Source organism: uncultured Acetatifactor sp., assembly GCF_948601915.1.
Lineage (GTDB): Bacteria > Bacillota > Clostridia > Lachnospirales > Lachnospiraceae > Acetatifactor.
Genome location: NZ_CAPDXS010000006.1, coordinates 1 through 21,433, shown reverse-complemented (window position 1 = coordinate 21,433; position 21,433 = coordinate 1). Strand labels below are relative to the sequence as shown.

General features: G+C 54.3%; 18 protein-coding genes. 8 read left to right on the top strand and 10 right to left on the bottom strand.

Annotated features, from left to right (window positions below; all coding sequences use genetic code 11):
• Positions 1-273: 273 nt before the first annotated feature.
• On the top strand, positions 274-1,203 hold the full coding sequence (locus Q2B33_RS01815; protein WP_296476881.1) for a DMT family transporter: 930 nt from the start codon (positions 274-276) through the stop codon (positions 1,201-1,203).
• 73 nt (positions 1,204-1,276) lie between these two features.
• Here Q2B33_RS01815 and Q2B33_RS01810 read toward each other — a convergent pair whose 3' ends face one another.
• Complete coding sequence (locus Q2B33_RS01810; protein WP_296476884.1) at positions 1,277-2,560, bottom strand: Gfo/Idh/MocA family protein; 1,284 nt, start codon at positions 2,558-2,560, stop codon at positions 1,277-1,279.
• A gap of 257 nt (positions 2,561-2,817) precedes the next feature.
• On the opposite strand from Q2B33_RS01810, the gene Q2B33_RS01805 reads away from it, so the two are divergent.
• From Q2B33_RS01805 to Q2B33_RS01790, 4 genes are all read left to right on the top strand, one after another.
• Positions 2,818-3,519 carry a response regulator transcription factor gene (locus Q2B33_RS01805; RefSeq protein ID WP_300573184.1) on the top strand — a complete coding sequence of 234 codons (702 nt, stop codon included), beginning with the start codon at positions 2,818-2,820 and terminating at the stop codon, positions 3,517-3,519.
• Complete coding sequence (locus Q2B33_RS01800) at positions 3,516-4,745, top strand: sensor histidine kinase KdpD (protein WP_300573181.1); 1,230 nt, start codon at positions 3,516-3,518, stop codon at positions 4,743-4,745. The genes Q2B33_RS01805 and Q2B33_RS01800 overlap by 4 nt, the downstream gene beginning before the upstream one ends.
• Positions 4,746-4,811: 66 nt before the next feature.
• Complete coding sequence (locus tag Q2B33_RS01795) at positions 4,812-5,507, top strand: ABC transporter ATP-binding protein (RefSeq protein ID WP_300573178.1); 696 nt, start codon at positions 4,812-4,814, stop codon at positions 5,505-5,507.
• Positions 5,491-7,845: an FtsX-like permease family protein gene (locus Q2B33_RS01790; RefSeq protein WP_300782571.1), complete on the top strand. Its 2,355-nt coding sequence runs from the start codon at positions 5,491-5,493 to the stop codon at positions 7,843-7,845. The genes Q2B33_RS01795 and Q2B33_RS01790 overlap by 17 nt, the downstream gene beginning before the upstream one ends.
• A gap of 93 nt (positions 7,846-7,938) precedes the next feature.
• Here the strand turns inward: Q2B33_RS01790 and Q2B33_RS01785 are convergent, their stop codons facing one another.
• The 6 genes from Q2B33_RS01785 to rho all read right to left on the bottom strand — a co-directional run bounded on the left by Q2B33_RS01785 (position 7,939) and on the right by rho (position 14,845).
• Positions 7,939-8,061, bottom strand: a complete 123-nt coding sequence (locus Q2B33_RS01785) for a hypothetical protein (protein WP_300572221.1) — start codon at positions 8,059-8,061, stop codon at positions 7,939-7,941.
• 59 nt (positions 8,062-8,120) lie between these two features.
• Positions 8,121-9,089, bottom strand: a complete 969-nt coding sequence (locus Q2B33_RS01780) for a Gfo/Idh/MocA family protein (RefSeq protein WP_300572223.1) — start codon at positions 9,087-9,089, stop codon at positions 8,121-8,123.
• Positions 9,090-9,183: 94 nt separating this feature from the next.
• Complete coding sequence (locus Q2B33_RS01775; protein ID WP_300572225.1) at positions 9,184-10,143, bottom strand: type I phosphomannose isomerase catalytic subunit; 960 nt, start codon at positions 10,141-10,143, stop codon at positions 9,184-9,186.
• Positions 10,144-10,194: 51 nt separating this feature from the next.
• Positions 10,195-11,067 (bottom strand): ROK family protein, encoded by an 873-nt coding sequence (locus tag Q2B33_RS01770; RefSeq protein ID WP_300572227.1) that lies wholly within the window; start codon positions 11,065-11,067, stop codon positions 10,195-10,197.
• Positions 11,068-11,281: 214 nt separating this feature from the next.
• Positions 11,282-13,075, bottom strand: coding sequence for an L-fucose isomerase (locus tag Q2B33_RS01765; RefSeq protein ID WP_296478446.1), 1,794 nt, complete (start codon positions 13,073-13,075; stop codon positions 11,282-11,284).
• Positions 13,076-13,147: 72 nt separating this feature from the next.
• Positions 13,148-14,845: a transcription termination factor Rho gene (rho, locus tag Q2B33_RS01760; RefSeq protein WP_300572229.1), complete on the bottom strand. Its 1,698-nt coding sequence runs from the start codon at positions 14,843-14,845 to the stop codon at positions 13,148-13,150.
• Between the two features lie 305 nt (positions 14,846-15,150).
• Between rho and Q2B33_RS01755 the strand changes: the two genes are divergently transcribed.
• From Q2B33_RS01755 to Q2B33_RS01745, 3 genes are all read left to right on the top strand, one after another.
• Complete coding sequence (locus tag Q2B33_RS01755; protein ID WP_300572253.1) at positions 15,151-16,302, top strand: NADP-dependent malic enzyme; 1,152 nt, start codon at positions 15,151-15,153, stop codon at positions 16,300-16,302.
• 125 nt (positions 16,303-16,427) lie between these two features.
• Positions 16,428-16,946 (top strand): DUF4364 family protein, encoded by a 519-nt coding sequence (locus Q2B33_RS01750; protein WP_296456715.1) that lies wholly within the window; start codon positions 16,428-16,430, stop codon positions 16,944-16,946.
• Between the two features lie 87 nt (positions 16,947-17,033).
• Positions 17,034-17,225, top strand: coding sequence for a hypothetical protein (locus Q2B33_RS01745; RefSeq protein WP_300572232.1), 192 nt, complete (start codon positions 17,034-17,036; stop codon positions 17,223-17,225).
• 79 nt (positions 17,226-17,304) lie between these two features.
• Here Q2B33_RS01745 and Q2B33_RS01740 read toward each other — a convergent pair whose 3' ends face one another.
• The 3 genes from Q2B33_RS01740 to Q2B33_RS01730 form a co-directional block, all read right to left on the bottom strand.
• Positions 17,305-18,627 carry a replication-associated recombination protein A gene (locus Q2B33_RS01740; RefSeq protein ID WP_300572255.1) on the bottom strand — a complete coding sequence of 441 codons (1,323 nt, stop codon included), beginning with the start codon at positions 18,625-18,627 and terminating at the stop codon, positions 17,305-17,307.
• Positions 18,628-18,764: 137 nt separating this feature from the next.
• A complete protein-coding gene (locus Q2B33_RS01735) occupies positions 18,765-19,799 on the bottom strand; it encodes an NYN domain-containing protein (protein WP_300572234.1) in 1,035 nt (344 codons plus the stop codon).
• Positions 19,800-19,923: 124 nt separating this feature from the next.
• Complete coding sequence (locus Q2B33_RS01730; protein ID WP_300572236.1) at positions 19,924-21,333, bottom strand: phosphoglucomutase/phosphomannomutase family protein; 1,410 nt, start codon at positions 21,331-21,333, stop codon at positions 19,924-19,926.
• Positions 21,334-21,433: the final 100 nt, after the last annotated feature.

Here is a 21,433-nt window from a genome sequence, read left to right as displayed (position 1 = left end):
CATAACCCATCCTTTCCGTGAAAATATCTATTCTTGATGATAACACAATCATGGATATTGTTCAAACCTTTTTTATATTTCCGGTATGCTGAGCCCGTCTTCAAGCAGACGTCCGACTGACGACCAAATCAGGCGGCAGAGCCGCCCCAGCCGCTCCTTTTTCGGGAAAGACATTTTCGCATTGATTCTTTGAAAACATTTGTGCTATACTGTTCTTTGGCTTCTCACAAAAAGATTCTATAAGCCAGAAGGACAAAAGACATGAGGAAAGACATGATAAACAAAACCGCATTGAGACAATCCGCCATCCTGTTTGCCGCCGCCCTGATATGGGGCTTTACTTTTGTGGCCCAGAGCGTGGGAATGGACTATGTAGGCCCCTTTACCTTCATTGCCGCCCGCAACATCGTCGCCCTGTTGGTGCTGCTGCCCATGGCGGCGGTCTTAGACAGGCGCGGCAAAAGGCCGCAGGAGCCCGCAGACCGGAGGAAGAATCATAGGCTCCTGCTTATCGGGGGCATCTGCTGCGGCATCTGCCTGTTCGGCGGAAGCACCCTGCAGCAGTTCGGCGTGAGGGAGACCACTGTGGGCAAGGCGGGCTTCATCAGCGCGCTGTACATGGTAATCGTGCCCCTGCTGGGGATTTTCCTGGGCAAGAAAATCGGCCTGCGCATCTGGACTGCCGTGGCGCTGGCTGCTCTGGGCATGTATCTGCTCTGCATGACGAAGGGGGACTTCCGTCTGCAGACAGGCGATATCTATCTCTTCGCCTGCGCGGTCGTCTTCTCTGTCCAGATTCTGTCGGTGGACCATTTCTCGCCCCTGGTGGACGGCGTGAAGCTCTCCTGCGTCCAGACACTGACCAACGCCGTTCTGGGCGCCATCTGTATGCTTCTGTTCGAGCGCCCGGATTTCGGCAGCATCCTTGCGGCCTGGATGCCCATCGTATACGCCGGTGCCCTCTCCAGCGGCCTGGGCTATACCTTCCAGATCATCGGGCAGAAGGATCTGAATCCCGCGGTGGCCTCCCTGATCATGAGCCTGGAATCCGTCATCTCCGCCCTCGCCGGATGGCTGCTCCTGCACCAGACCCTGAGCGCCAGGGAGCTGGCAGGCTGCGCCCTGACCTTCCTGGCCATCATCCTGGTCCAGCTGCCGGGGCGGAGAAGAAAAGGCGCAGCCGCGGAAAAAAGCGCCTCCTGAGAGACGCTTCCTGCCTGTAGCTTGCTTCGATCAGAGCTTTACCGCGCAGAGCGCGGGGAAGTTTATTCCAGCCTCAGACCGTGACCATGGCCCCGTTCCTCTTCCTGGATTCCTCCGCCCGGAACACCAGCCTGTGGCCGGTCATGGAATCGTCCAGGGTGGTACAGCAGGGGGATGGCTCCCGGCCCTGGAGCAGCGTGACGAAATCATGGATGATGGCCTGGTCTCCGCCTCCGTGGGCGTTCCCGTGCTGGTCTTCGGACACGTCCACCACCTCTGTCGTCCTGCCGCCGGGGGCATCCGGCGCGATGCGGTGCACCTTGAAGCACTCTTCCTCAAAGATTCCGTAGATCTCTCCCCTGGTGCCCGTGATATGGATATGCCTGCCCGACGCGGAGGAGCCTCCGTTCATGGAGAATGTCCCCGTGGCCCCGTCGGCGAAGCACACCAGCATGGACTGATGATCCACGATCTGCAGGTTGCAGCGGTAGGCGCAGCGGCTGAAAGGGTTCTCCGGGTCGCTCAAGACCGCCACCTTCTCCTCCTCGGAGATCTCTTCGTATCCGATATCGTGCCAGATATTGCCTGTCCAGCGCTGGGGATGCTCGATATACAGGCACCTGGCCGAGTAAGGGCATGTCCGCTCCACGGGACAGTCCACCAGGCAGTAGTTCCCCGCGCCCTCAGGAGCCATCTCGGGCTTGAATTGGAACACATTTCCCACGCTGGACACGCTGACGGGATCGTTCCCCCGCATGAGCCAGGTCATGATGTCGATATCGTGGCAGGATTTGGACAGCAGCATCCCCGAGCCGCATATCTCCGGGGAGGCGTACTTTCCCCTCACATAGGACACGGACTCATGGAAATAGCTCACCTGCTCCGCCATCCGGATGTCCACCACCCTGCCGATTTCCCCTGCCGTGAGGATTTCCCTGATTCTCCGGTAAAAGGGAGCATAGCGCAGCACATGGCAGACCATGATATGCCTGTCCGTCACATGCTCGCAGGTCAATAACTGCTCCGCCTCATACATGTTCACCGCAAAGGGCTTTTCCAGCAGGATGTCATACCCGTGCCGCAGCAGGGGCAGGGATGTGGGCACATGCTGCTGATCCATGGTCCCGTTGATGACGCCGTCCGCGAACTTCGGCACCGCCACCAGCTCCGCCACGGAGGAGAAGCAATGCTCCTCGGGTATCCCGAAGGTCTTCCGGGCCGTCTGCACCCGTTCCGGGTTCACGTCCACCACCCCCACAATCTGGAACAAATCCGGGTGCGCCAATGCTTCACGGGCGTAAATCATGGACCTGACCCCCATGCCTACGATAATAATACGAATTGGTCTCGAACTCATTTCTCCTCGTCATTCCTCCCGTACAGAATTCTTTTGTTGCCTATCCATCATAAACCATTCCCCGGGATTTTTCCACAACAATTTTCTCTGTCCGGCAGCAAATATATCGTACTAAATTATCTTCCGATGACAGAATTGACGGGCGGCATGTTATTTTTGAGTGATTGATATAATTTGTTCAAACGGCTATAATGTATATACGAATTATTCCCCAAGCGGCAAAAAGCCCATTGATAAACGGAGAAAGGCAACGAATTATGAAGAATAGAATTTTATTATTAGAAGATGATGTAAGTTTGATAGACGGACTGCAATATTCGCTGAAGAAAAATGGCTTTGATGTCGATTTTGTCCGTTCTGTGCAGGAAGCTATGACTTATTTGCCAGAAATAGAAAAATACGATATGCTGATTCTTGATGTCACATTGCCGGACGGAACAGGTTTTGAGATATGTGAAAAGGTACGTAAGAACGGAAGCCGGATACCGATTATTTTTCTGACAGCTTCCGATGAAGAAGTCAGCATTATCCGTGGCCTGGATTGCGGCGGTGACGACTACATAACAAAGCCGTTTAAGCTGGGCGAGCTATGTTCACGCATCCGGGCTTTGCTGCGGCGGGCAGGATTGTCAAATCAAGGGACAGGAACCGTTATGGAATGCGGCGATATTAAGATAGACCTTTTAGGCAGCCGTGTCTTGTTAAAGGGAAAGACATTAGAGCTTACAGCCGCAGAATACCGTTTAATATGCCTGTTGGTAAAGAATGCAAACCGTATCATAACAAGAGATATGATTTTAGACGAGCTATGGGACAGCACTGGAGATTATGTAGACAACAACACCCTTTCCGTCTATGTGCGGCGGCTGCGTGAGAAAGTAGAAACAGACCCATCACATCCAGAGCATTTATTGACAGTCCGTGGATTTGGCTATCAGTGGAAAGAGGTGGACGAATGAGCCTGTTACATGATAAGCATAACCGTTGGTATTGCATTTTCGTTGCTGCCCTCGTTCCTCTGCTTTTTCTGATAGGCTTAACACTGATATACACGCAAACGGCGGCTGCAAAAGAAATGTTTCTAACACACGATAATGCGATTGTAACTTCTTTACTGGAAGAAGGTGTTTCAAAGGAAGTAATTGCAACAGCCTTAACGAATACGGAAGCAGACACTGCAGGAAATAAGTTTTTAACCGAAATTGGTCTTTCAATCAACACGGATATAGAAAATTTGCCTTATGTTTCTACTGTTAAAAATACAATGCTGATATCCCTGTCTGTGATGTTATTTCTATGGACGCTGCTTCTGTTTTTGGGTACTATGCTGTTTTTGTACCGCAGGGAAAGACTGTATAGGAAATCAGAAAACATCATTAAGGACTATATAGATGGAAACTATACTGTTCACCTGCCGCAGTCCAATGAGGGAACTGTTTATCAGCTCTTAGCTTCTGTTGACCAACTGGCTACTATGCTTCAGGCAAAAAATGATACAGAACAAAAGACAAAGGAGTTTCTTAAAAATACAATTTCTGATATATCCCATCAATTAAAAACGCCCCTATCGGCACTACAGATGTATCAGGAAATTATTGAGAATGAGCCAGATAACCCCGAAACGGTCAAAGAATTTTCCTTTAAGTCAGGAACTGCATTAAGGAGGATTGAGCAGCTTATTCAATCAATGCTGAAAATCACAAGAATAGATGCAGGCAGCATCTATTTTGAAAAATCCAATTACAGTATCCCTAATATTCTCAGTCACGCAATCAGCGAATTGACAACGCGGGCAAACCATGAAAAAAAAGAAATTGTGATAAATGGCGATTGGGACCAAATGCTTTATTGCGATATTGAGTGGACGGGCGAAGCCGTTGGCAACATTGTCAAAAACGCACTTGACCATACTGATGCGGGCGGGAAAATCACCATATCGTGGGAACGGACTCCCGCTATGATCCGGATATTCATTACAGATAACGGACACGGTATTGCCCAGGAGGATATACACCACATATTTAAGAGGTTTTACCGAAGCAAGAACACTTCAGGCAGTCAGGGGATTGGACTTGGACTGCCATTAGCAAAGGCGATTGTCGAGGGACAAGGCGGTATTCTTTCTGTCCAAAGTGAGCGGTTACAGGGAACAACCTTTACCTTGTCTTTCCTTACAGAATCGTAAGCTCAAATTCATCTGTTTGTAATGTCGGGGTGTTATCCTTTACCTGGAAAGGAGGTACTTAAATATATGGAAATATTGAAAGTACAAAAATTATGCAAAACATACGGAACGGGTGCGGTAAAGGTTGATGCCTTAAAAGATGTGTCCTTTTCTCTGGAAAAAGGAGAATTTGTTGCTGTCGTCGGTGAATCTGGCTCTGGAAAAAGCACGCTGCTAAACTGCATCGGTGCATTGGATGTTCCTACTTCTGGCGTGATTACGATAGACGGTAATAATCTCTTTACAATGAAAGAAGAGGAACGCACGATTTTCAGAAGGAGAAATATCGGTTTTATTTTTCAGTCTTTTCAGCTTGTATCTGAATTGACGGTTGAACAGAATATAGTATTTCCGCTTCTTTTGGATTATCGCAAACCGAAAGTCTCTGATGTAGAAGAAATATTAGAATTGCTTGGCTTAACAGACCGAAGAAACCATTTGCCAAGCCAGCTTTCCGGCGGTCAGCAGCAGCGTGCCGCTATCGGCAGGGCATTGATTACAAAACCGAAGTTGATTCTTGCGGACGAGCCGACAGGCAATCTGGATAGCAAAAATAGCCAGGATGTTATTGATTTGCTGACAAAAGCATCCAGACATTACCAACAGACAATTCTTATGATCACGCACAACAACAGTCTTACTTCTATGGTTGACCGTGTATTGCGTGTCATAGACGGCGTACTGACAGACTTGGGAGGTAATGCGAATGAAAAGTTATCTTGACCTTGTTCCTATTTCTGCAAAAGTACGCCGAAAGCAAAATCGTATGTCTATTATTTGTATTGTATTGGCGGTCTTTCTGGTAACAGCTATTTTCGGTATGGCAGATATGTTTATCAGAGGACAGATTTTGCAGACACAGCAGGAAAATGGAAATTGGCATATTGGAATAAGAAACATAAGCGATGAAGATGCAAAGCTAATAGCTTCCCGCCCAGAGGTAGCTGCCGCAGCCGATTACGGAGTTTTTAATTATCGGGGTGGGCAAGGCTACACTTTGTCGGGGAAAAATGTAGCGGTATGCGGAAGCAGTGAAAGTGCCGTTACTGAAATTTTTGCTGCATTGGATAAGGGCTCATTTCCTGCAAACGGAGACGAAGCACTGGTAACAAATAATGCAAAAAATATGCTGCATTTAGAAATCGGAGAACAAATTGTTATCACTATGCCCGATGGGAGCGAAAGAGCATACACAATATCGGGGTTTATGAATAACACGGTAGGAATTATGAGCAGAGACTCTTATGGTGTATGTTTGCCAACGGAAAGTTTTCGTGCCATTTACCCAGATGGGGCAAGCAGCAATCCCGCTGACTACACAATGCGCTTGTTGCAATTTAAGAGTACCCGAAATATTCAGAGTAACATAGCTGAGATTAAGCAGCAGTTTGGATTATCCGATGAGCAGGTGTCCGAAAACACAGAATTGCTTGGGCTGTTAGGACAGAGCAGCAATTCTTTTATGTTACAGGTATATGCTGTTGCTGCCATATTATTTATCCTTGTTCTGATTGCAGGCGTATTGATGATTACAAGCAGTATGAACAGCAATGTGGCACAAAGAACAGAGTTTTTTGGAATGGTGCGCTGCATAGGGACAACGCCGAAACAAGTTATGCGGTTAGTACGCAAAGAGGCTTTGAATTGGTGTCGCTTTGCGATTCCGCTTGGCGTTGCCGGTGGTATTGTATTGATTTGGGTATTGTGTTTTATTTTACGGCAGCTTAGTCCGGAATTTTTTGGCGGTATGCCTACTTTTAGCATAAGCTATCCAAGTGTTATAGCGGGTATTGTTGTCGGTCTGCTGACCGTTCTCCTTGCTGCCCGTTCTCCCGCTAAGAAAGCATCCAAAGTTTCTCCTTTGGCAGCGGTATCTGGAAACGCAAATGACCTGCAGCCTGTAAAAAAAGCGGCGAATACCAAATTTTTCAAGATAGAAACTTCTCTTGGTATTCATCATGCGAAAGCAAGCAAAAAGAATTTTATTTTAATGATTGGCTCTTTTTCGGTAAGTATTATTCTCTTTCTTGCATTTTCAGTGACAATTGATTTTATGAATCACACATTGACGCCTTTACAGCCGTGGACTGCCGATATATCTGTCATCAGTCCGGAAAACACCTGCTCGGTAAAGGCTGAATATATGGAGGAACTGCGGCAAAATTCCGCCGTAAAAAATGCTTATGGGCGAATGTTCGCTTACAATGTTCCCATAATCGTAAATGGTGAGGAAAAAGTTGTTGACCTTATTTCCTATGAAGATATGCAATTCGATTGGGCTAAGGATTATCTTTTGTCCGGCAGTTTGGAAAAAGCACAAAATGAAAATAATACAGGACTTATGGTCTTTGATTCACAAAACAACATTGAGGCGGGCAATGTCATTACCTTAAATCTGAATGGAAGTCAGGCAGATTTGGAGATTGTCGGTGTGGTATCGCAATGTCCGTTTAACAATAGCCCGGGAGTCGGAAAACTAATTTGTTCCGAAGATACCTTTCGGAAATTAACGGGAGAAACGGATTATACTATCATTGACATACAGTTATCTAAAAAAGCAACGGAAAATGATGTCAGGGATATTCACAGTCTGGTAGGCTCACAGTACATTTTTTCTGATGAGCGAATGGGTAATAGCAACACCCGCGGAGCTTACTATTGTTTTGGTCTTTTCATCTATGGCTTTTTAGTATTGATTGCATTGATTACGCTATTCAATATCATAAATAGCATAGCCATGAGTGTGGCTGCAAAAATGAAGCAATATGGAGCCTTTCGAGCGATTGGATTAAGTAACAGGCAACTGGCTAAAATGATTGTTGCCGAAGCATCTACTTATGCAGTCACAGGTATTATCTGCGGCAGCGTTTTGGGAATCATTTGCAACAAGATTTTATTTAGCAAACTTATAACCTATCACTGGGGCGATGCATGGAGTGTTCCCCTGGTTGAACTTGGCATCATTATTATTGTTGTAGCCATTGCAGTAATTTTGGCAGTAAGTAATCCCATCAGAAAAATGAAAGAAACATCCATTGTCGATACAATCAGTGCCTCGTAAATGATAATTCCAATTTACTATAAGGGCGGACAATTCTTGAATCAGGAATTGTCTGCCCTTATATATATGTCCGGCCCTGCCGCCCGCTGGTACTTATGCCGCCTGCAGGAGCTGGCCGGAATCCGTAAATCCGTGGATTTCGCAGTCCAGGAGGATTCCCTTTATCCTGTCTATGAATATCCTTTCGTCGTCGCAGACCGCTATCCTGTACTCCATCCCGCTCTCCCTTTTGTAAGCCTTTGAGGGCTCCCCTTACAGGCCGCAAGGACGGAAGCTTAGCGCTCCGCGCAGCAGCCGTCTATCCTGTCGAAGAGCCGGGCGCATTCCAGCGTATCCTTCCAGGGAACCACCTGGCTCTCCAGAAGCCCCTGCCCGATGCAGCGGATCGTCTCCTCCAGCTCATAGGTGAAACCGTTCTCCGTCTCTTTATCTACGAAATGCTCCACCAATGTCCCGTCCTGGTCATACAGGAAGCATTCCGAAGAAAAGTGGGGATTGGGCCATATAATCTTTCCCTTCCTGCCGTACAGCGCCATCCCGGAATCCATGTTCGCCACGAAGCTGGTGGCCAGATCCGCCAGGGTGTGCTGGAATTCGATGGATATGTGGTTATTGATATCCACGCCCGTGTCGCCTCGGACCGCGGAGACCTCCATTTTCCGGATTTCCTGCTCCAGGACATATGTGGTGATTTCATAGGCGTAGACCGTGATGTCCCTGGCCGCTCCGCCGCCAAGCTCCGGATTGAAATAGCGGTTGTCCGCTCCCTCCGGCGCGATGAATCCGATGGAAAGTTTGGAAATTTCCGGAATTCCGATTCTATCCTGGGCCAGCCACTGCTTTACCCTCTTCGTGGTGGGCAGGAAGCGGCTCCACATGGCCTCCATGACGAAGACGCCCCGCTCCTTCGCCTGGGCAAAGAGGCTCTCCGCCTCCGCGCTGTTCTGGAACATGGCCTTCTCGCAGAGCACGGGGACGCCCCGCTCCACGCACATCATGGCCAGGCGGTAATGGTCGTTGGCCGTCACGGCAATGTAGGCGCAGTCCGGCTTTTCCCTGTCCAGAAGCTCCTCATAGCTGCCGTAGGCCTTTGGGATGCCGTTCTTTCCGGCGAAAACTTTCGCCCGCTCCAGGCTCTTGCTGGCCACGGCGCAGACCTGGCAGTCCTTCACCATGGATGCGGCCTGACAGAATTTCGCCGCTATCTTGGCGGCTCCCAGTATGGCATATCGAAATGTACTCATTCTGCTCCCTTCCGTCCGCCTCTGGCGGATATTACGGAAACCGGCTCTGCTTTAGAGCCGGTTTCCCACCTGAGTCCTATGCGGATTTACTGTTTCATCCTTCCACTGTAGAGAGAATCAGGCTCATCTTGCCCTTCATCTCTACCTTCCCGTAGCCGTTTGGAATGATGAAATGGTCTCCGATGCGCACTTCCACTCCGTCCACGCATCCCTCGCCCTCCAGGACGGATGCCGCCAGGAAGGGGTAGCTCTGCTCAAATGACGCCTTGCCGTCTATATCCGCCTTGAAAACTGTATATTTCTCGCAGGCGTAAATGCGGTTCAGCTCATTCTTCTCCAATGCGCTGATGGATTTCACGCTCTCCTGGGCGCTCTTGGCCGGAACCGTGATCACGTCCAGGCTCTTGTCGATATGGAGCTCGCGGCTCTTGCCGTTCTGGAGACGGCCATAGTCATAGAGCCTGTAGGTGATGGCGCTGTTCTGCTGGGTCTCCAGTATCAGGGTGTGGGCCTTGATGGCGTGCACCGTGCCGGGGTCAATCTGGAGGAAGTCCCCTTTGTGGATGGGAATCTCCCGGATCAGTTCCGTCCATTTCCCTTCCCGCACCATTTCCTCCAGCTCTTCCTTCGTCCCGGCATTGTGGCCGATGACGATGGTGGCGTCCTCCTTGCAGTCACAGATGAACCAGCACTCAGTCTTGCCCAGGCTGCCGTTCTCATGCTCCTTGGCATAGGCATCGTCCGGATGCACCTGGATGCTCAGGTCGTCCTGGGCGTCGATGATCTTCGTCAGCAGAGGGTATCTGTCATAAGGCAGATTTCCAAAGAGCTCCGGATGCTCCGCCCAGAGCCAGGACAGCGTCTTCCCCTCATATGACCCGCTGCGGACGGTTCCGTCCCCCTCCGGATGAGCGGAGATTCCCCAGCACTCTCCCAGGTCATCTCCCTCCACCGGATAGCCGAACATCTCCCGCAGCTTTGAGCCGCCCCAGATATTATGGGTACACACAGGATTCAATAACAGCAGCTCCCGCACCTGATTCTTTTCTGTCATCTCATTTTCTCCTAACTGAAATATTTTGTTTTTTTGCCAAGCGTCAGGAGCTTACCCCAGCGCATCCAGCCCCAGCTTGATCGCGCCCATGATTCCGGGATCCTCCCCCAGCGCAGGCGGCACGATGTACTGGTCGATGTGCTCCGTGATCGTCTCATGGGCCACATAGCCGTTCAGCAGGTTCAGCACTTCCTTCCTGACCATGCCGAAGAGCTTCTCCTGGTGCATGACGCCGCCCCAGAGGATGATCTTCTGCGGGGAGTACGACAATATGTAGTCTGTGATGGCCTGGGCGATGTAATAGGCCTCCATCTCCCATACCTCGTCCCTGTCCGCCAGCTCCGCAGCCTTTTTGCCCCAGCGGGCCTCGATGGACGGCCCTGCGGCCAGGCCTTCCACACAGTTTTTATGGAAAGGGCATTTCCCTTCATAGGTATCCTTGGGGTGCCTGATCAGCAGGATATGTCCCCCCTCCGGATGCACCAGCCCGTGCAGCAGCCCGCCGTTCACATAGACGCCTACGCCCACGCCCGTGCCGATGGTGATATAGATGGCGCTGTCCAGGCCCTTGGCCGCGCCCCAGGTCACCTCTCCCAGCACCGCGCCGTTCACGTCCGTGTCAAACCCTACGGGCACGCCCAGGGCGTCCTTGAAGGCCCCCACGATGTCGCAGTTCCCCCAGCCGGGCTTGGGCGTCTTGGTGATATAGCCGTAGGTCCTGGACTGCCTGTTCAGGTCCACCGGGCCGAAGCACCCGATGCCCAGCGCCTGGATGTCCCAGTTCCTGTAATAGGCTATCATATCCGCGAAAGTCTCCTCCGGCTGCCTTGTGGGGAAGGATGTCCTGTCCTTGACGACGCCGTTCTCGTCCCCCACCGCGCATACCATCTTCGTGCCGCCTGCCTCGATTCCTCCTATTAACATGCTTTCTCCTCCTTGACAAAATAATGTTCGTGCAATTACTGTCCATTATACACGAAACGGGCGGCAAATGATAGTCCTATTTTTGATATGGATCTTTCTATTCCGATTTCTCTTTTTTCTGTCCGCGCTGCCCTGGTGAGATGAAGAAAACGGCAGGATGCCCATCTTGGGCACTCTGCCGTCTTCCCTGATACCTTTATCTACTTCTCATACCTTACTTGTACATAGGCCCGTAAGCCGCGCACGCGCGGTAGTCCTGGCCTTCCTTGTCCATGCCGAAAGCGTTCCATGCCGCGGGCCGGAAAACCTTGTCCTCAGGCACATTGTGCATGCACACGGGGATGCGCAGCATGGAGCACATGGTGATCAGATCCGCGCCGATATGGCCGTAGCTGATGGCGCCGTGGTTGGCTCCCCAGTTGTTCATTACATCGTAGGCCGTCTTGAAGGCACCCTCTCCTGTGGTCCTAGGCGCGAACCAGGTGCAGGGCCATGTGTAGTCGGTGCGTTTCCACAGCTTGTCCGTCACCTCGTCGGGCAGATGGATGGTCCAGCCCTCCGCGATCTGCAGCACGGGCCCCAGCCCCTTCACCAGGTTCAGGCGGATCATGGTAGCGGGCATCTGTGCCTCCGTCACAAAGCGGGAGGAATACCCGCCGCCGCGGAAATAGCCGAAGTCAGCCGCGTTCCAGGTAGTGGCCTCCATGATGGCCTTCTGGTCCGCCTCGGTGACCTCGTACCAGGGCTTCATGACGCTGTTGCCCTCCGCGTCCTTCGCCTGTCCGTTGGCATCCAGACAGGCCGCGCCGGAGTTGATCAGGTGGATGAATCCGCCGGCCTCCTTAGCTATGCCCTCCAGCTCGTAGCCCGTGGCCTTCTTCACTGCCTCAGGGCTCCAGTAGGTGCGCACGTCCGCGAAGATCTGGGCCCGGTTGGTGAGGAGCTTCATGAACAGCATCCCCAGGCCGTTCAGGGTATCGTTCTCCGTGGCCAGTATGTAGGGCTCCCTTGCGCCGTTCCAGTCGAAGGAAGTGTTCAGCATGGCCTCGGGGAAGTCGCAGTTGGGATAGAAGTCCGTCCACTGCCTCTGTCCCTGGAAGCCTGCGGCGATGGCATTGTGGCCCACCATCTCCTCCTCCCGGCCTTCGGGCAGGTTCTTGTTGCCGTTCATCAGGTCCTTGATGATGCACATCATCTTGACTACGAACTCCCAGTCCTTGTCCTTCTCCTCCCTGGTCTTCTGGACGGCTTCCGGATTCTTGTCGAAGCCCTCCTTGCAGTTGGCCTTCACCCAGGCCAGGGCCTTCTCATACTCGGCCTGGTCGTAGATGCCCTCTGTCATGCGGCGGATGATCTCCACCTCGTCCACGGACTCCACCCGCATGCCCAGGTACTCCTCGATGAAGGCAGGGTCGATGATGGAGCCGCCGATGCCCATGCAGATGGAACCGATCTGCAGGTAGGATTTCCCACGCATGGTGGCCACTGCCACTGCGGCGCGGCCGAAGCGCAGGAGCTTCTCCTTCACGTCCTCAGGGATGGAGGCATCGTCCGCCTCCTGCACGTCATGGCCATAGATGCCGAAAGCGGGCAGGCCCTTCTGGGCATGGGTGGCCAGCACTGACGCCAGGTATACCGCGCCGGGGCGCTCGGTTCCGTTGAAGCCCCATACGCCCTTGATGGTCTTCGGATCCATGTCCATGGTCTCCGCGCCGTAGCACCAGCAGGGAGTCACAGTCAAGGTGATGTCCACCCCCGCCTTGCGGAACTTGTCCGCGCACGCGGCGGTCTCGCCCACCCGTCCGATGGTGGTATCTGCGATGACCACCTTCACCGGCTCCCCGTTGGAATAGCGCAGGTTCTCCTCGAACAGCGCAGCCGCGGCCTTGGCCATGTTCATGGTCTGCTCCTCCAGGGACTCCCGCACCTTCAGGTATCCTCTCCTGCCGTCGATGGTAGGACGGATGCCGATTACCGGATAATCGCCAATCAACCTGTTCTCTGCCATTGTATGTCCTCCTGTGAAATGTGATAAAAATCAAGTGATTTCATTATATCATACCGGCTCATTTTTGCAAGTTCAAATAAATTTATTCCTTTTTACCATCTGGACGAATTCGTTATTGTTCCTGGTCCTGGAGAACATGTCCAGGATACGGTCCGTAGCCTCGTCGGACTTCAGTCCGTTCAGGGCCCGGCGCATGATATTGATGGCATCCAGCTCCTCGTTGGTCAGGAGCAGATCCTCTCTCCTGGTGCCGGACTTGGCCAAGTCGATGGCCGGGAAGATGCGTTTCTCCGACAGCTTCCTGTCCAGGATCATCTCCATGTTGCCCGTACTCTTGAATTCCTCGTATATCACATCGTCCATCTTACTGCCGGTATCTACCAGGGCCGTGGCCAGGATGGTCAGGCTGCCGCCTCCGCGCATGTTCCTGGCCGCGCCGAAGAACCGCTTGGGCATATGGAGCGCAGCGGGATCCAGGCCGCCGGAAAGGGTGCGCCCGCTGGGGGGCACCACCAGGTTGTAGGCTCTCGCCAGACGGGTGATGCTGTCCAGCAGGATGACCACGTCTTTCTTATGCTCCACCAGGCGCTTCGCCCGCTCGATGACCATCTCGGACACCCTCTTGTGGTGCTCCGGCAGCTCATCGAAGGTGGAATAGATGACCTCCACATTGGTGCCGATGATGGCTTCCTTCACGTCCGTCACTTCCTCGGGACGCTCGTCTATCAGCAATATCAGCATGTGGACATCCGGTGTCGTGCGCAGGATGGACTTCGCCACCTCCTTCAGCAGAGTGGTCTTCCCTGCCTTGGGCGGGGATACGATCATGCCGCGCTGCCCCTTGCCGATGGGGCTGACCAGATCCATCACCCTCATGGCCACGCTGCTGCCCGGCGTCTCCAGCTTGATGCGCTCATCGGGGAAGATGGGCGTCATGTCCTCGAAGGCCCTGCGCCTGGACGCTTCCTCGATGGTGTAGCCGTTGATGGTGCGGATGAACAGCAGCGCGCTGAACTTCTCCTGCTGGGTCTTGATCCGCTTGTTGCCCCGCAGGATGTCCCCGGTCTTTAAGCCGAAGCGCCTTATCTGGCTGGGTGCCACATAGACATCGTTCTCCCCCGGCAGGTAGTTCTCGCAGCGGATGAAGCCATAGCCGTCCGGCATGACCTCCAGGATGCCGCCGGCCTCCTCGCCGCTGTCCAGCTCCTTGGGATACGTCTTCTCGTCATAGACCTCCGTGGAGCGGGAGGTCCGCTGAGGGGCCGCCGGCTGGGTGCCGGGAGCCGCCGGGGCGCTCTGCCCTGCCGCCTGAGGCGCCGGTGCCTGGGACGGTGCGGCGGATGTCTGGGACGCCGCGGGCTGAGGCGCTGGTGCCGTCTGCCCGGGGGCTGTCCGGGCCGTCTGCGCCTGAGGCGCCCCGGGCTCGTCCGCTTTCTTCGCCCTGTCCGCCGCTGCCGCGGAATCTGCCTTATGGCTGCCCTCATCCCTTCCCATTTTCTGCCCTCGATCCTTCCGCTGCGGAGATGAAGCCGGGCGCTTGTTCGTCGCGATGTTACGCTTGCGCGCAGGCTCCGGAGCGCTCTCGCCATTCTCCTGGGCTGTCTCCTGGACAGGAGTATTTTCCGTCTCCTGCTTCTTTACCCTCTCGTCCTCGGCCAGCATGGCTTCCACCAGCTCGGCTTTTTTCATGGAAGATGTACCTTTGAGTCCGCGTACTTTAGCAAGCTCTCTTAACTGTACAAGTGCCAGTGATTCATACTTTTCTTTCATAGATTCCTCCTGATTTTAATTCTCGCAGAACAACAGAAAACACCTTATGCATTCTATTGTCATGAAAAAGGGGGGCACAGCTGATTAGACATTGATGTGCAGCCTTGATATGCATGGTCGAACCCATGTCTCGTGCCTTTATTATAATACACTTTTCCAAAAATAGGAACCCCTAAATTATATTTATGACATAATTGTCTTAATTCATAAAAAACTTGCGAAAAGCTTCGAACTATTATATGATACAGATAGTGTCCCCATAGGCTGTCCCCGCCTGGAGGGGAAGCAGGAAAAGAGGTAGGATGATGACAATCAATGAAAAAGCGCTTCAGATGCATGAACAGTGGAACGGCAAGCTGGAGATCCATTCCAAGTCCCCCGTGAAATCCAGGGAGGATCTCTCCATCGCATACACGCCGGGCGTGGCGGAGCCCTGCAAGGCCATCGCGCAGGACAAGGACAGCGCCTACAGATATACCATGAAAGCCAACACGGTGGCCGTGGTCTCTGACGGCAGCGCCGTCCTGGGGCTGGGCAACATCGGCCCCCACGCCGCCATGCCCGTCATGGAGGGGAAGGCCGTCCTCTTCAAGGAGTTCGGCGGGGTCAACGCTGTTCCCATCTGCCTGGACACCCAGGACACCGAGGAGATCATCAAGGCGGTCACATGGCTGGCCCCCGCCTTCGGCGGCATCAACCTGGAGGACATCAGCGCCCCCAGATGTTTTGAAATCGAGGAACGGCTGAAGGCCACCCTGGACATCCCCGTCTTCCACGACGACCAGCACGGCACTGCCATCGTGGTGCTGGCCGGTATCATCAACGCCCTGAAGGTAGTCGGGAAAAGGAAGGAGGACTGCCGCGTGGTGGTGAACGGCGCGGGCAGCGCAGGCGTGGCCATCACAAAGCTGCTCCTGACCTACGGCTTCCCCAACATACTGATGTGCGATAAAGCGGGCATCCTCTCCAGGACTACGGAGGGCCTGAACTGGATGCAGCAGAAAATGACGGAGGTCACCAATCCGGCCGGGGAGACCGGGACGCTGGCCGACGCCCTGAGGGGAGCCGATATCTTCGTAGGGGTATCCGCCCCCGATATCGTCACGGCGGAAATGGTGCGCGCCATGAACCATGACGCCATCCTCTTCGCCATGGCCAACCCTGTGCCGGAGATCATGCCTGACGTGGCCAGGGCCGCGGGAGCCCGGGTGGTGGGCACGGGCCGCAGCGATTTCCCCAATCAGGTGAACAATGTGGTGGCCTTCCCCGGCATCTTCAAGGGCGCGCTGGAGGGCCGGGCAACACAGATCACGGAGGAGATGAAGCTGGCCGCCGCCGAAGCCATCGCCAGCCTGGTTCCCGAGGATGAGCTGTCCGAGGACAACATCATGCCCGAGGCCTTCAATCCCAAGGTTGCAGAGCTGGTGGCAGAGGCTGTGAAGTCCCATATCCGCTGATATGCCGCCATGCCCGGACAAAGTCCCGGCGGACAGTCCTGCGGGGATGCCCGGGGCCGATGCCGCAAGGGAACATGCAGGCGGAAGGAATGCCGCCACAAGTCTCAAGGAAAGGATGCGGAGAGATGCTGCAAGATCCCCTGACCCTCTACAAATTAATCGTGCTCTACATGCTGGACCGGGTCAACTTCCCCATGACAAACGCCCAGGTCAGCGACTATATCCTGGAGAAGGAGTATACGAACTATCTCACCCTCCAGCAGGTCATCAATGAGCTCACGGAGGCGCATATGGTCTCCCAGGAGACCATCCGCAACCGCACCCATCTGTCCATCACGGCGGAGGGACGGCAGACCCTGGGCTTCTTCCAGAACCTGATCAACTACGGCATCAAGCAGGACATCAACGACTATTTCCGGGAAAACGAGTATGTGCTGCGCAATGAGGTCTCCGTGCTGGGGGATTATTACTACAGCGCCAAGGCCGGGGGATACGAGGCCCATCTGGTGGCGAAGGACAGGGACATCAGTCTGGTGGACATCAGGATATCCGTGCCCACGGAGGAGATCGCGGAGACAATCTGCAATAAATGGCAGGAGAAGAATGAGGGAATCTACCGGTATCTGGTGGGGGAGCTTTTTTAAGTCGGAATCGGCATGGACATCGACTCTGGATCATGCTATACTGAATGTATCCGATAATCCGCGATGTTCTCAATAGGAGGTGGTCATATGCCAGGTGAAAAAGAGCTTAATGTAAATCTATTCGAAAGGTTGGACTTAATAGAACGCTTGGAGATGATAGCGGAAAACAATGATATCGAAGCTATCAAAAAACAGCTTGCTATTGAACGGAAATTCATAGAGCGGAAGCTGTACCAGCAACCGCCGCTGAGCCAATCATCCAGTCAGCAAATGCAATGATAGGGTAATGCCGACAAGGGGTGTCGGGAAATGCTGTCCCCGACACCCCTTCTTTCATCCAGAAACCTTCCTGTACTTACTACGCTTCTTCTTTAATCCTCCGCATATGCTCCCGTATCTTCGCTTCATAGCCGTTACCGGAAGGCTTATAGAACTCCTTCCCGTCCAGTTCGTAGGGGAGATACTGCTGCTTTACATAGTTGTTGGGATAGTCGTGGGCGTATTTGTATCCGGTGCCCCGGCCCAGCTTGGCCGCTCCCTTGTAATGGGCGTCCTGGAGATGGGTGGGGATGGGCAGGTTCCCGGTGCGCCCCACCTCCTCCATGGCGGCGAAGATGCCCGCGCTGGCCGCATTGCTCTTGGGCGCGCTGGCCACATAGGCCGCGGCCTGGGCCAGGATGATCTGGGCCTCCGGCATGCCGATCCGCTCCACGGCCAGGGAGGCATTGGTGGCCACTACAAGGGCCTGGGGATCCGCGTTGCCCACGTCCTCGGCAGCGCATATCATGATCCTCCTGGCCACGAAAGCCACGCTCTCCCCCGCGTAGAGCATCCTGGCCAGATAGTACACCGCCGCGTCCGGGTCGGAGCCGCGCATGCTCTTGATGAAGGCGGAGATGGTGTCGTAGTGGTTGTCCCCGGACTTGTCGTACCGGGCCGCCCGCTTCTGGATGCACTCCTGGGCCACGTCCAGGGTGATGTGAATCCTGCCGTCCTGGCCGCGGCCGGTGCTCATGATGCCAAGCTCGATGGCATTCAGGGCATGCCTGGCGTCCCCGCCGGAGATGTCCGCCAGAAAGTCCAGGGCATCCTCCTCAATCACCGCGCCGTAAGCCCCCATGCCCCGATCCGTATCATAGACCGCCTTTTTCAGGAGCTCCCTGACAGCCTCCATGGGGATAGGCTTCAGCTCAAAGATGATGGATCGGGACAGCAATGCCCCGTTGACCTCGAAGTAAGGGTTCTCCGTGGTGGCCCCTATCAATATGACAGTGCCGTCTTCCACAAAGGGCAGCAGATAGTCCTGCTGGGCCTTGTTGAAGCGATGGATCTCATCGATGAAAAGGATGGTGCGCTTGCCGTACATCCCCTGGATTTCCCTGGCCTTGGCCACCACTTCCTCCATGTCCTTCTTTCCGGCCACAGTGGCGTTGATCTGGGTGAACTCGGCGCTGGTGGTGCTGGCGATGACCTTGGCCAGAGTGGTCTTGCCCGTGCCCGGCGGGCCGTAGAAGATGACGGAGCTGATCTTGTCCGCCTTGATGGCCCGGTAGAGCAGCTTGTCCCTGCCGATGATGTGCTCCTGCCCCGCTACCTCATCCAGGGTCCGGGGGCGCATCCTGGCGGCCAGGGGAGCCTCCGTTTCCATATCGTTGCTTCTCATATAGTCGAATATGTTCATGTCCATTCCGTTCTGTACCGTCCTTCACCTGCTTTAAAGCTTCAAATGGCTTCAAATGGCTTCTTAGCGCCTTATTGCCATGGCATAACTCAGCCAGCCCAAAAAGCCTAAAAAGCTCCCCATTGCCGCGGCGCCTGTCACCGCTTCAGGTACACCTCGTTCTCATGGACAGTGACGGAGTTCAGGCTCCTCAGGAAGCTGGAGATCCGGCTGTAGCCGAACTGCTTGAAGTCCAGCTGCCTGTACTTTTTGTGCAGCTCGTCGTTCAGGCTGGCCAGGTTCTCCACCATGCCGCCGTTCTTCTCAATCATGTGGCAGATCTCCCGCTCCAGCTCTTCTTTCGTCAGGTTGGAGCGGCGCTCCACATAATACTGGTTGCTGATCTTCTTCACATGGAAATCGGGAAGCTCCTGGTCTATCATGGTGCTCAGCTTGGAGTATCCGTAATTTCGTACATCAAAATCCGAAAACTTGTCGTTCAGGCGGTTCCCCAGCTGAGCCAGGTCCACATGCCTGCCGCCGTTCTCATTGATCAGGGCCAGGATAACCTGGCGCACCTCGGCCAGGGATGTCACATTCTGTTCCTCGGCGGATGCAGCGTCCGCCTGACCGCCAAAGCTTCCGTATCCCCCTGACCTGGAGCCCTTTTCGCCCGAGGCGCCGCGCTCCTCGGAAGAGCCGCCCGCTCTGGCGGGAAGGGCCACCTCGATGTTCTGCTCCGCCACCAGGTTCAGGTGGATGAATCGGTTGCAGGCCCGGGTCAGCGCCAGGGGGGTCTTGGATTCCCCCATGCCCAGCACGAACATGTTCTCCTCCCGCAGGCGCATGGCCAGCCTGGTGAAGTCGCTGTCGCTGGTGACCAGGCAGAAGCCCTGTACCTTGTTTTTGTAGAGGATATCCATGGCGTCTATCACCATGGCCATGTCGGTGGCGTTCTTTCCCGTGGTGTAGGAGAACTGCTGCACCGGCATGATGGAATATTCCAGAAGCATGCCCTCCGACCAGCCGTTGCCTTTGGACCAGTTGCCGTAGATGCGCCTGTAGCTGGTGGAGCCGTATTTCTCCAGCTCCTCGAATATGGTGACCGCGTACTTGGAACTGATATTGTCCGCGTCTATCAGCACCGCGAACTGCATTTTTTCATTGGACATGGAGTCCATGATTTCTTCCATAATGAATGACCATACCTTTCTTCTTCATTCCGTTCACGCTTCCCCCATGCCGCTTCGCCGGCACAGAGAATCCGTGAGAAGAACCGTCTCCCCGCGATTCTTCGCGGGATTGGGAACTGCGCGCTCAGACTCCCAGAAACCTCTCATAAATCCTGCAGATATCCGCAGCGTCCCTGGGATCCGGCATCTCGCAGAATATCCGCAGCAGCGGCTCCGTCCCGGAGAACCGGGCAATCACCCAGCCTCCGTTTTTGAAATACACCTTGGAGCCGTCCAGATAGCTCACCTTTTCCACAGCAAAGGGAAGCTCGGGGAGTTTTTTCTCCTCCAGCAGGATGTGGGAGATCCGCTCCTTGGTCTCCTGGTCGAAGCGGTAGTCCCTCTCCTCCATGTCGATCCGGCCGTACTCCGCCTCCAGATCCGCCACCAACTGAGACAGTTTCCGCCCGGACGCCGCAATCATCTCCACCAGCAGCATGGCGGCATAGATGCCGTCCTTGCCCTTGATATGTCCCCGGACGGTGAGGCCGCCGGAGGATTCGCCGCCTATGACCGCGTCCATCTCGTTCATCTTGGCGGAGATATATTTGAAGCCCACGGGAACCTCATAGCATTTTTCCCCGAAGCTCTCCGCCACTCTGTCCAGCACATGGGTGGTGCAGATATTGCGGACCGCGGGGCCCTGCCAGCCCTTGTATTTCTTCAGGTAATGGTACAGCAACGCCAGGATCTGGTTGGGGTGCAGGAAGCGCCCTGTGTCGTCGATGATCCCCAGCCTGTCCGCGTCCCCGTCCGTGGCGATTCCGATGTCATAATTCCCGTCTGTCACGCAGGTCTGGAGCATATGGAGGGTGGCCGCGGAAGGGGCAGGCAGCTTTCCGCCGAAGAGGGTGTCATGTCTTTCATGGATCACCTCCACCTCGCAGCGGGCCGTCTGCAGCAGGGTGCGCAGGGAGGTCTCGGACACGCCGTACATGGGATCCAGCACCACCCGCAGGCTGCTGTGGCGGATGGCGTCCATGTCCACGGCCTTCATCAGGTCGTCCAGATACTCGTTCAGCGGATAGATTTCCCGAATCAGGCCCTGTTCCTTCGCCCTGCCGTACTCCATCTCCTCCACCGGCTGCTCCACCCTGTCGATGTACGCCTCGATTTCCCGGGTCTGAACCTCATCCGCGTCCCGGCCCCCCGCCGTGAACACTTTGATGCCGTTGTAGATGGCCGGGTTGTGGCTGGCCGTGATCATCATACCGTAGGGGAAGCCGTGCCGCTCCACATAGTACATGGCCAGGGGCGTGGGGCAGGACTTGTTGATCAGGCTGGCCTGAATGCCGTTTGCCGCGAACACGCAGGCCGCCCACTGCATGGCCTCCTTGGACAGGAATCGCCTGTCATAGCCCATGACGATTCCCCGCTCCGCCACCCCCTCATCCTTCATTTTCCCGCACAATGCCCTGGCCAGAATCTGAATGTTCTGTTTCGTGAATCCATCCCCGATGACGGCCCTCCAGCCGCCGGTCCCAAAACGAATCATGCTACCTCTCCCCTCATTTTATTCCCGCGAGCAATGAGTCAAGTGGGCATGCTTGCATGCACATTTGACGAATGCCGCGAGGGTCAAATACCCCGTTGCT

What these genes read in the sequence shown, in the direction of transcription:
- Q2B33_RS01815 (WP_296476881.1), top strand. Translation starts at nt 274, where the DNA reads ATGATAAACAAAACCGCATTGAGACAATCCGCCATCCTGTTTGCCGCC.
- Q2B33_RS01810 (WP_296476884.1), bottom strand. Translation starts at nt 2,560, where the DNA reads ATGAGTTCGAGACCAATTCGTATTATTATCGTAGGCATGGGGGTCAGG.
- Q2B33_RS01805 (WP_300573184.1), top strand. Translation starts at nt 2,818, where the DNA reads ATGAAGAATAGAATTTTATTATTAGAAGATGATGTAAGTTTGATAGAC.
- Q2B33_RS01800 (WP_300573181.1), top strand. Translation starts at nt 3,516, where the DNA reads ATGAGCCTGTTACATGATAAGCATAACCGTTGGTATTGCATTTTCGTT.
- Q2B33_RS01795 (WP_300573178.1), top strand. Translation starts at nt 4,812, where the DNA reads ATGGAAATATTGAAAGTACAAAAATTATGCAAAACATACGGAACGGGT.
- Q2B33_RS01790 (WP_300782571.1), top strand. Translation starts at nt 5,491, where the DNA reads ATGAAAAGTTATCTTGACCTTGTTCCTATTTCTGCAAAAGTACGCCGA.
- Q2B33_RS01785 (WP_300572221.1), bottom strand. Translation starts at nt 8,061, where the DNA reads ATGGAGTACAGGATAGCGGTCTGCGACGACGAAAGGATATTCATAGAC.
- Q2B33_RS01780 (WP_300572223.1), bottom strand. Translation starts at nt 9,089, where the DNA reads ATGAGTACATTTCGATATGCCATACTGGGAGCCGCCAAGATAGCGGCG.
- Q2B33_RS01775 (WP_300572225.1), bottom strand. Translation starts at nt 10,143, where the DNA reads ATGACAGAAAAGAATCAGGTGCGGGAGCTGCTGTTATTGAATCCTGTG.
- Q2B33_RS01770 (WP_300572227.1), bottom strand. Translation starts at nt 11,067, where the DNA reads ATGTTAATAGGAGGAATCGAGGCAGGCGGCACGAAGATGGTATGCGCG.
- Q2B33_RS01765 (WP_296478446.1), bottom strand. Translation starts at nt 13,075, where the DNA reads ATGGCAGAGAACAGGTTGATTGGCGATTATCCGGTAATCGGCATCCGT.
- rho (WP_300572229.1), bottom strand. Translation starts at nt 14,845, where the DNA reads ATGAAAGAAAAGTATGAATCACTGGCACTTGTACAGTTAAGAGAGCTT.
- Q2B33_RS01755 (WP_300572253.1), top strand. Translation starts at nt 15,151, where the DNA reads ATGACAATCAATGAAAAAGCGCTTCAGATGCATGAACAGTGGAACGGC.
- Q2B33_RS01750 (WP_296456715.1), top strand. Translation starts at nt 16,428, where the DNA reads ATGCTGCAAGATCCCCTGACCCTCTACAAATTAATCGTGCTCTACATG.
- Q2B33_RS01745 (WP_300572232.1), top strand. Translation starts at nt 17,034, where the DNA reads ATGCCAGGTGAAAAAGAGCTTAATGTAAATCTATTCGAAAGGTTGGAC.
- Q2B33_RS01740 (WP_300572255.1), bottom strand. Translation starts at nt 18,627, where the DNA reads ATGAACATATTCGACTATATGAGAAGCAACGATATGGAAACGGAGGCT.
- Q2B33_RS01735 (WP_300572234.1), bottom strand. Translation starts at nt 19,799, where the DNA reads ATGGAAGAAATCATGGACTCCATGTCCAATGAAAAAATGCAGTTCGCG.
- Q2B33_RS01730 (WP_300572236.1), bottom strand. Translation starts at nt 21,333, where the DNA reads ATGATTCGTTTTGGGACCGGCGGCTGGAGGGCCGTCATCGGGGATGGA.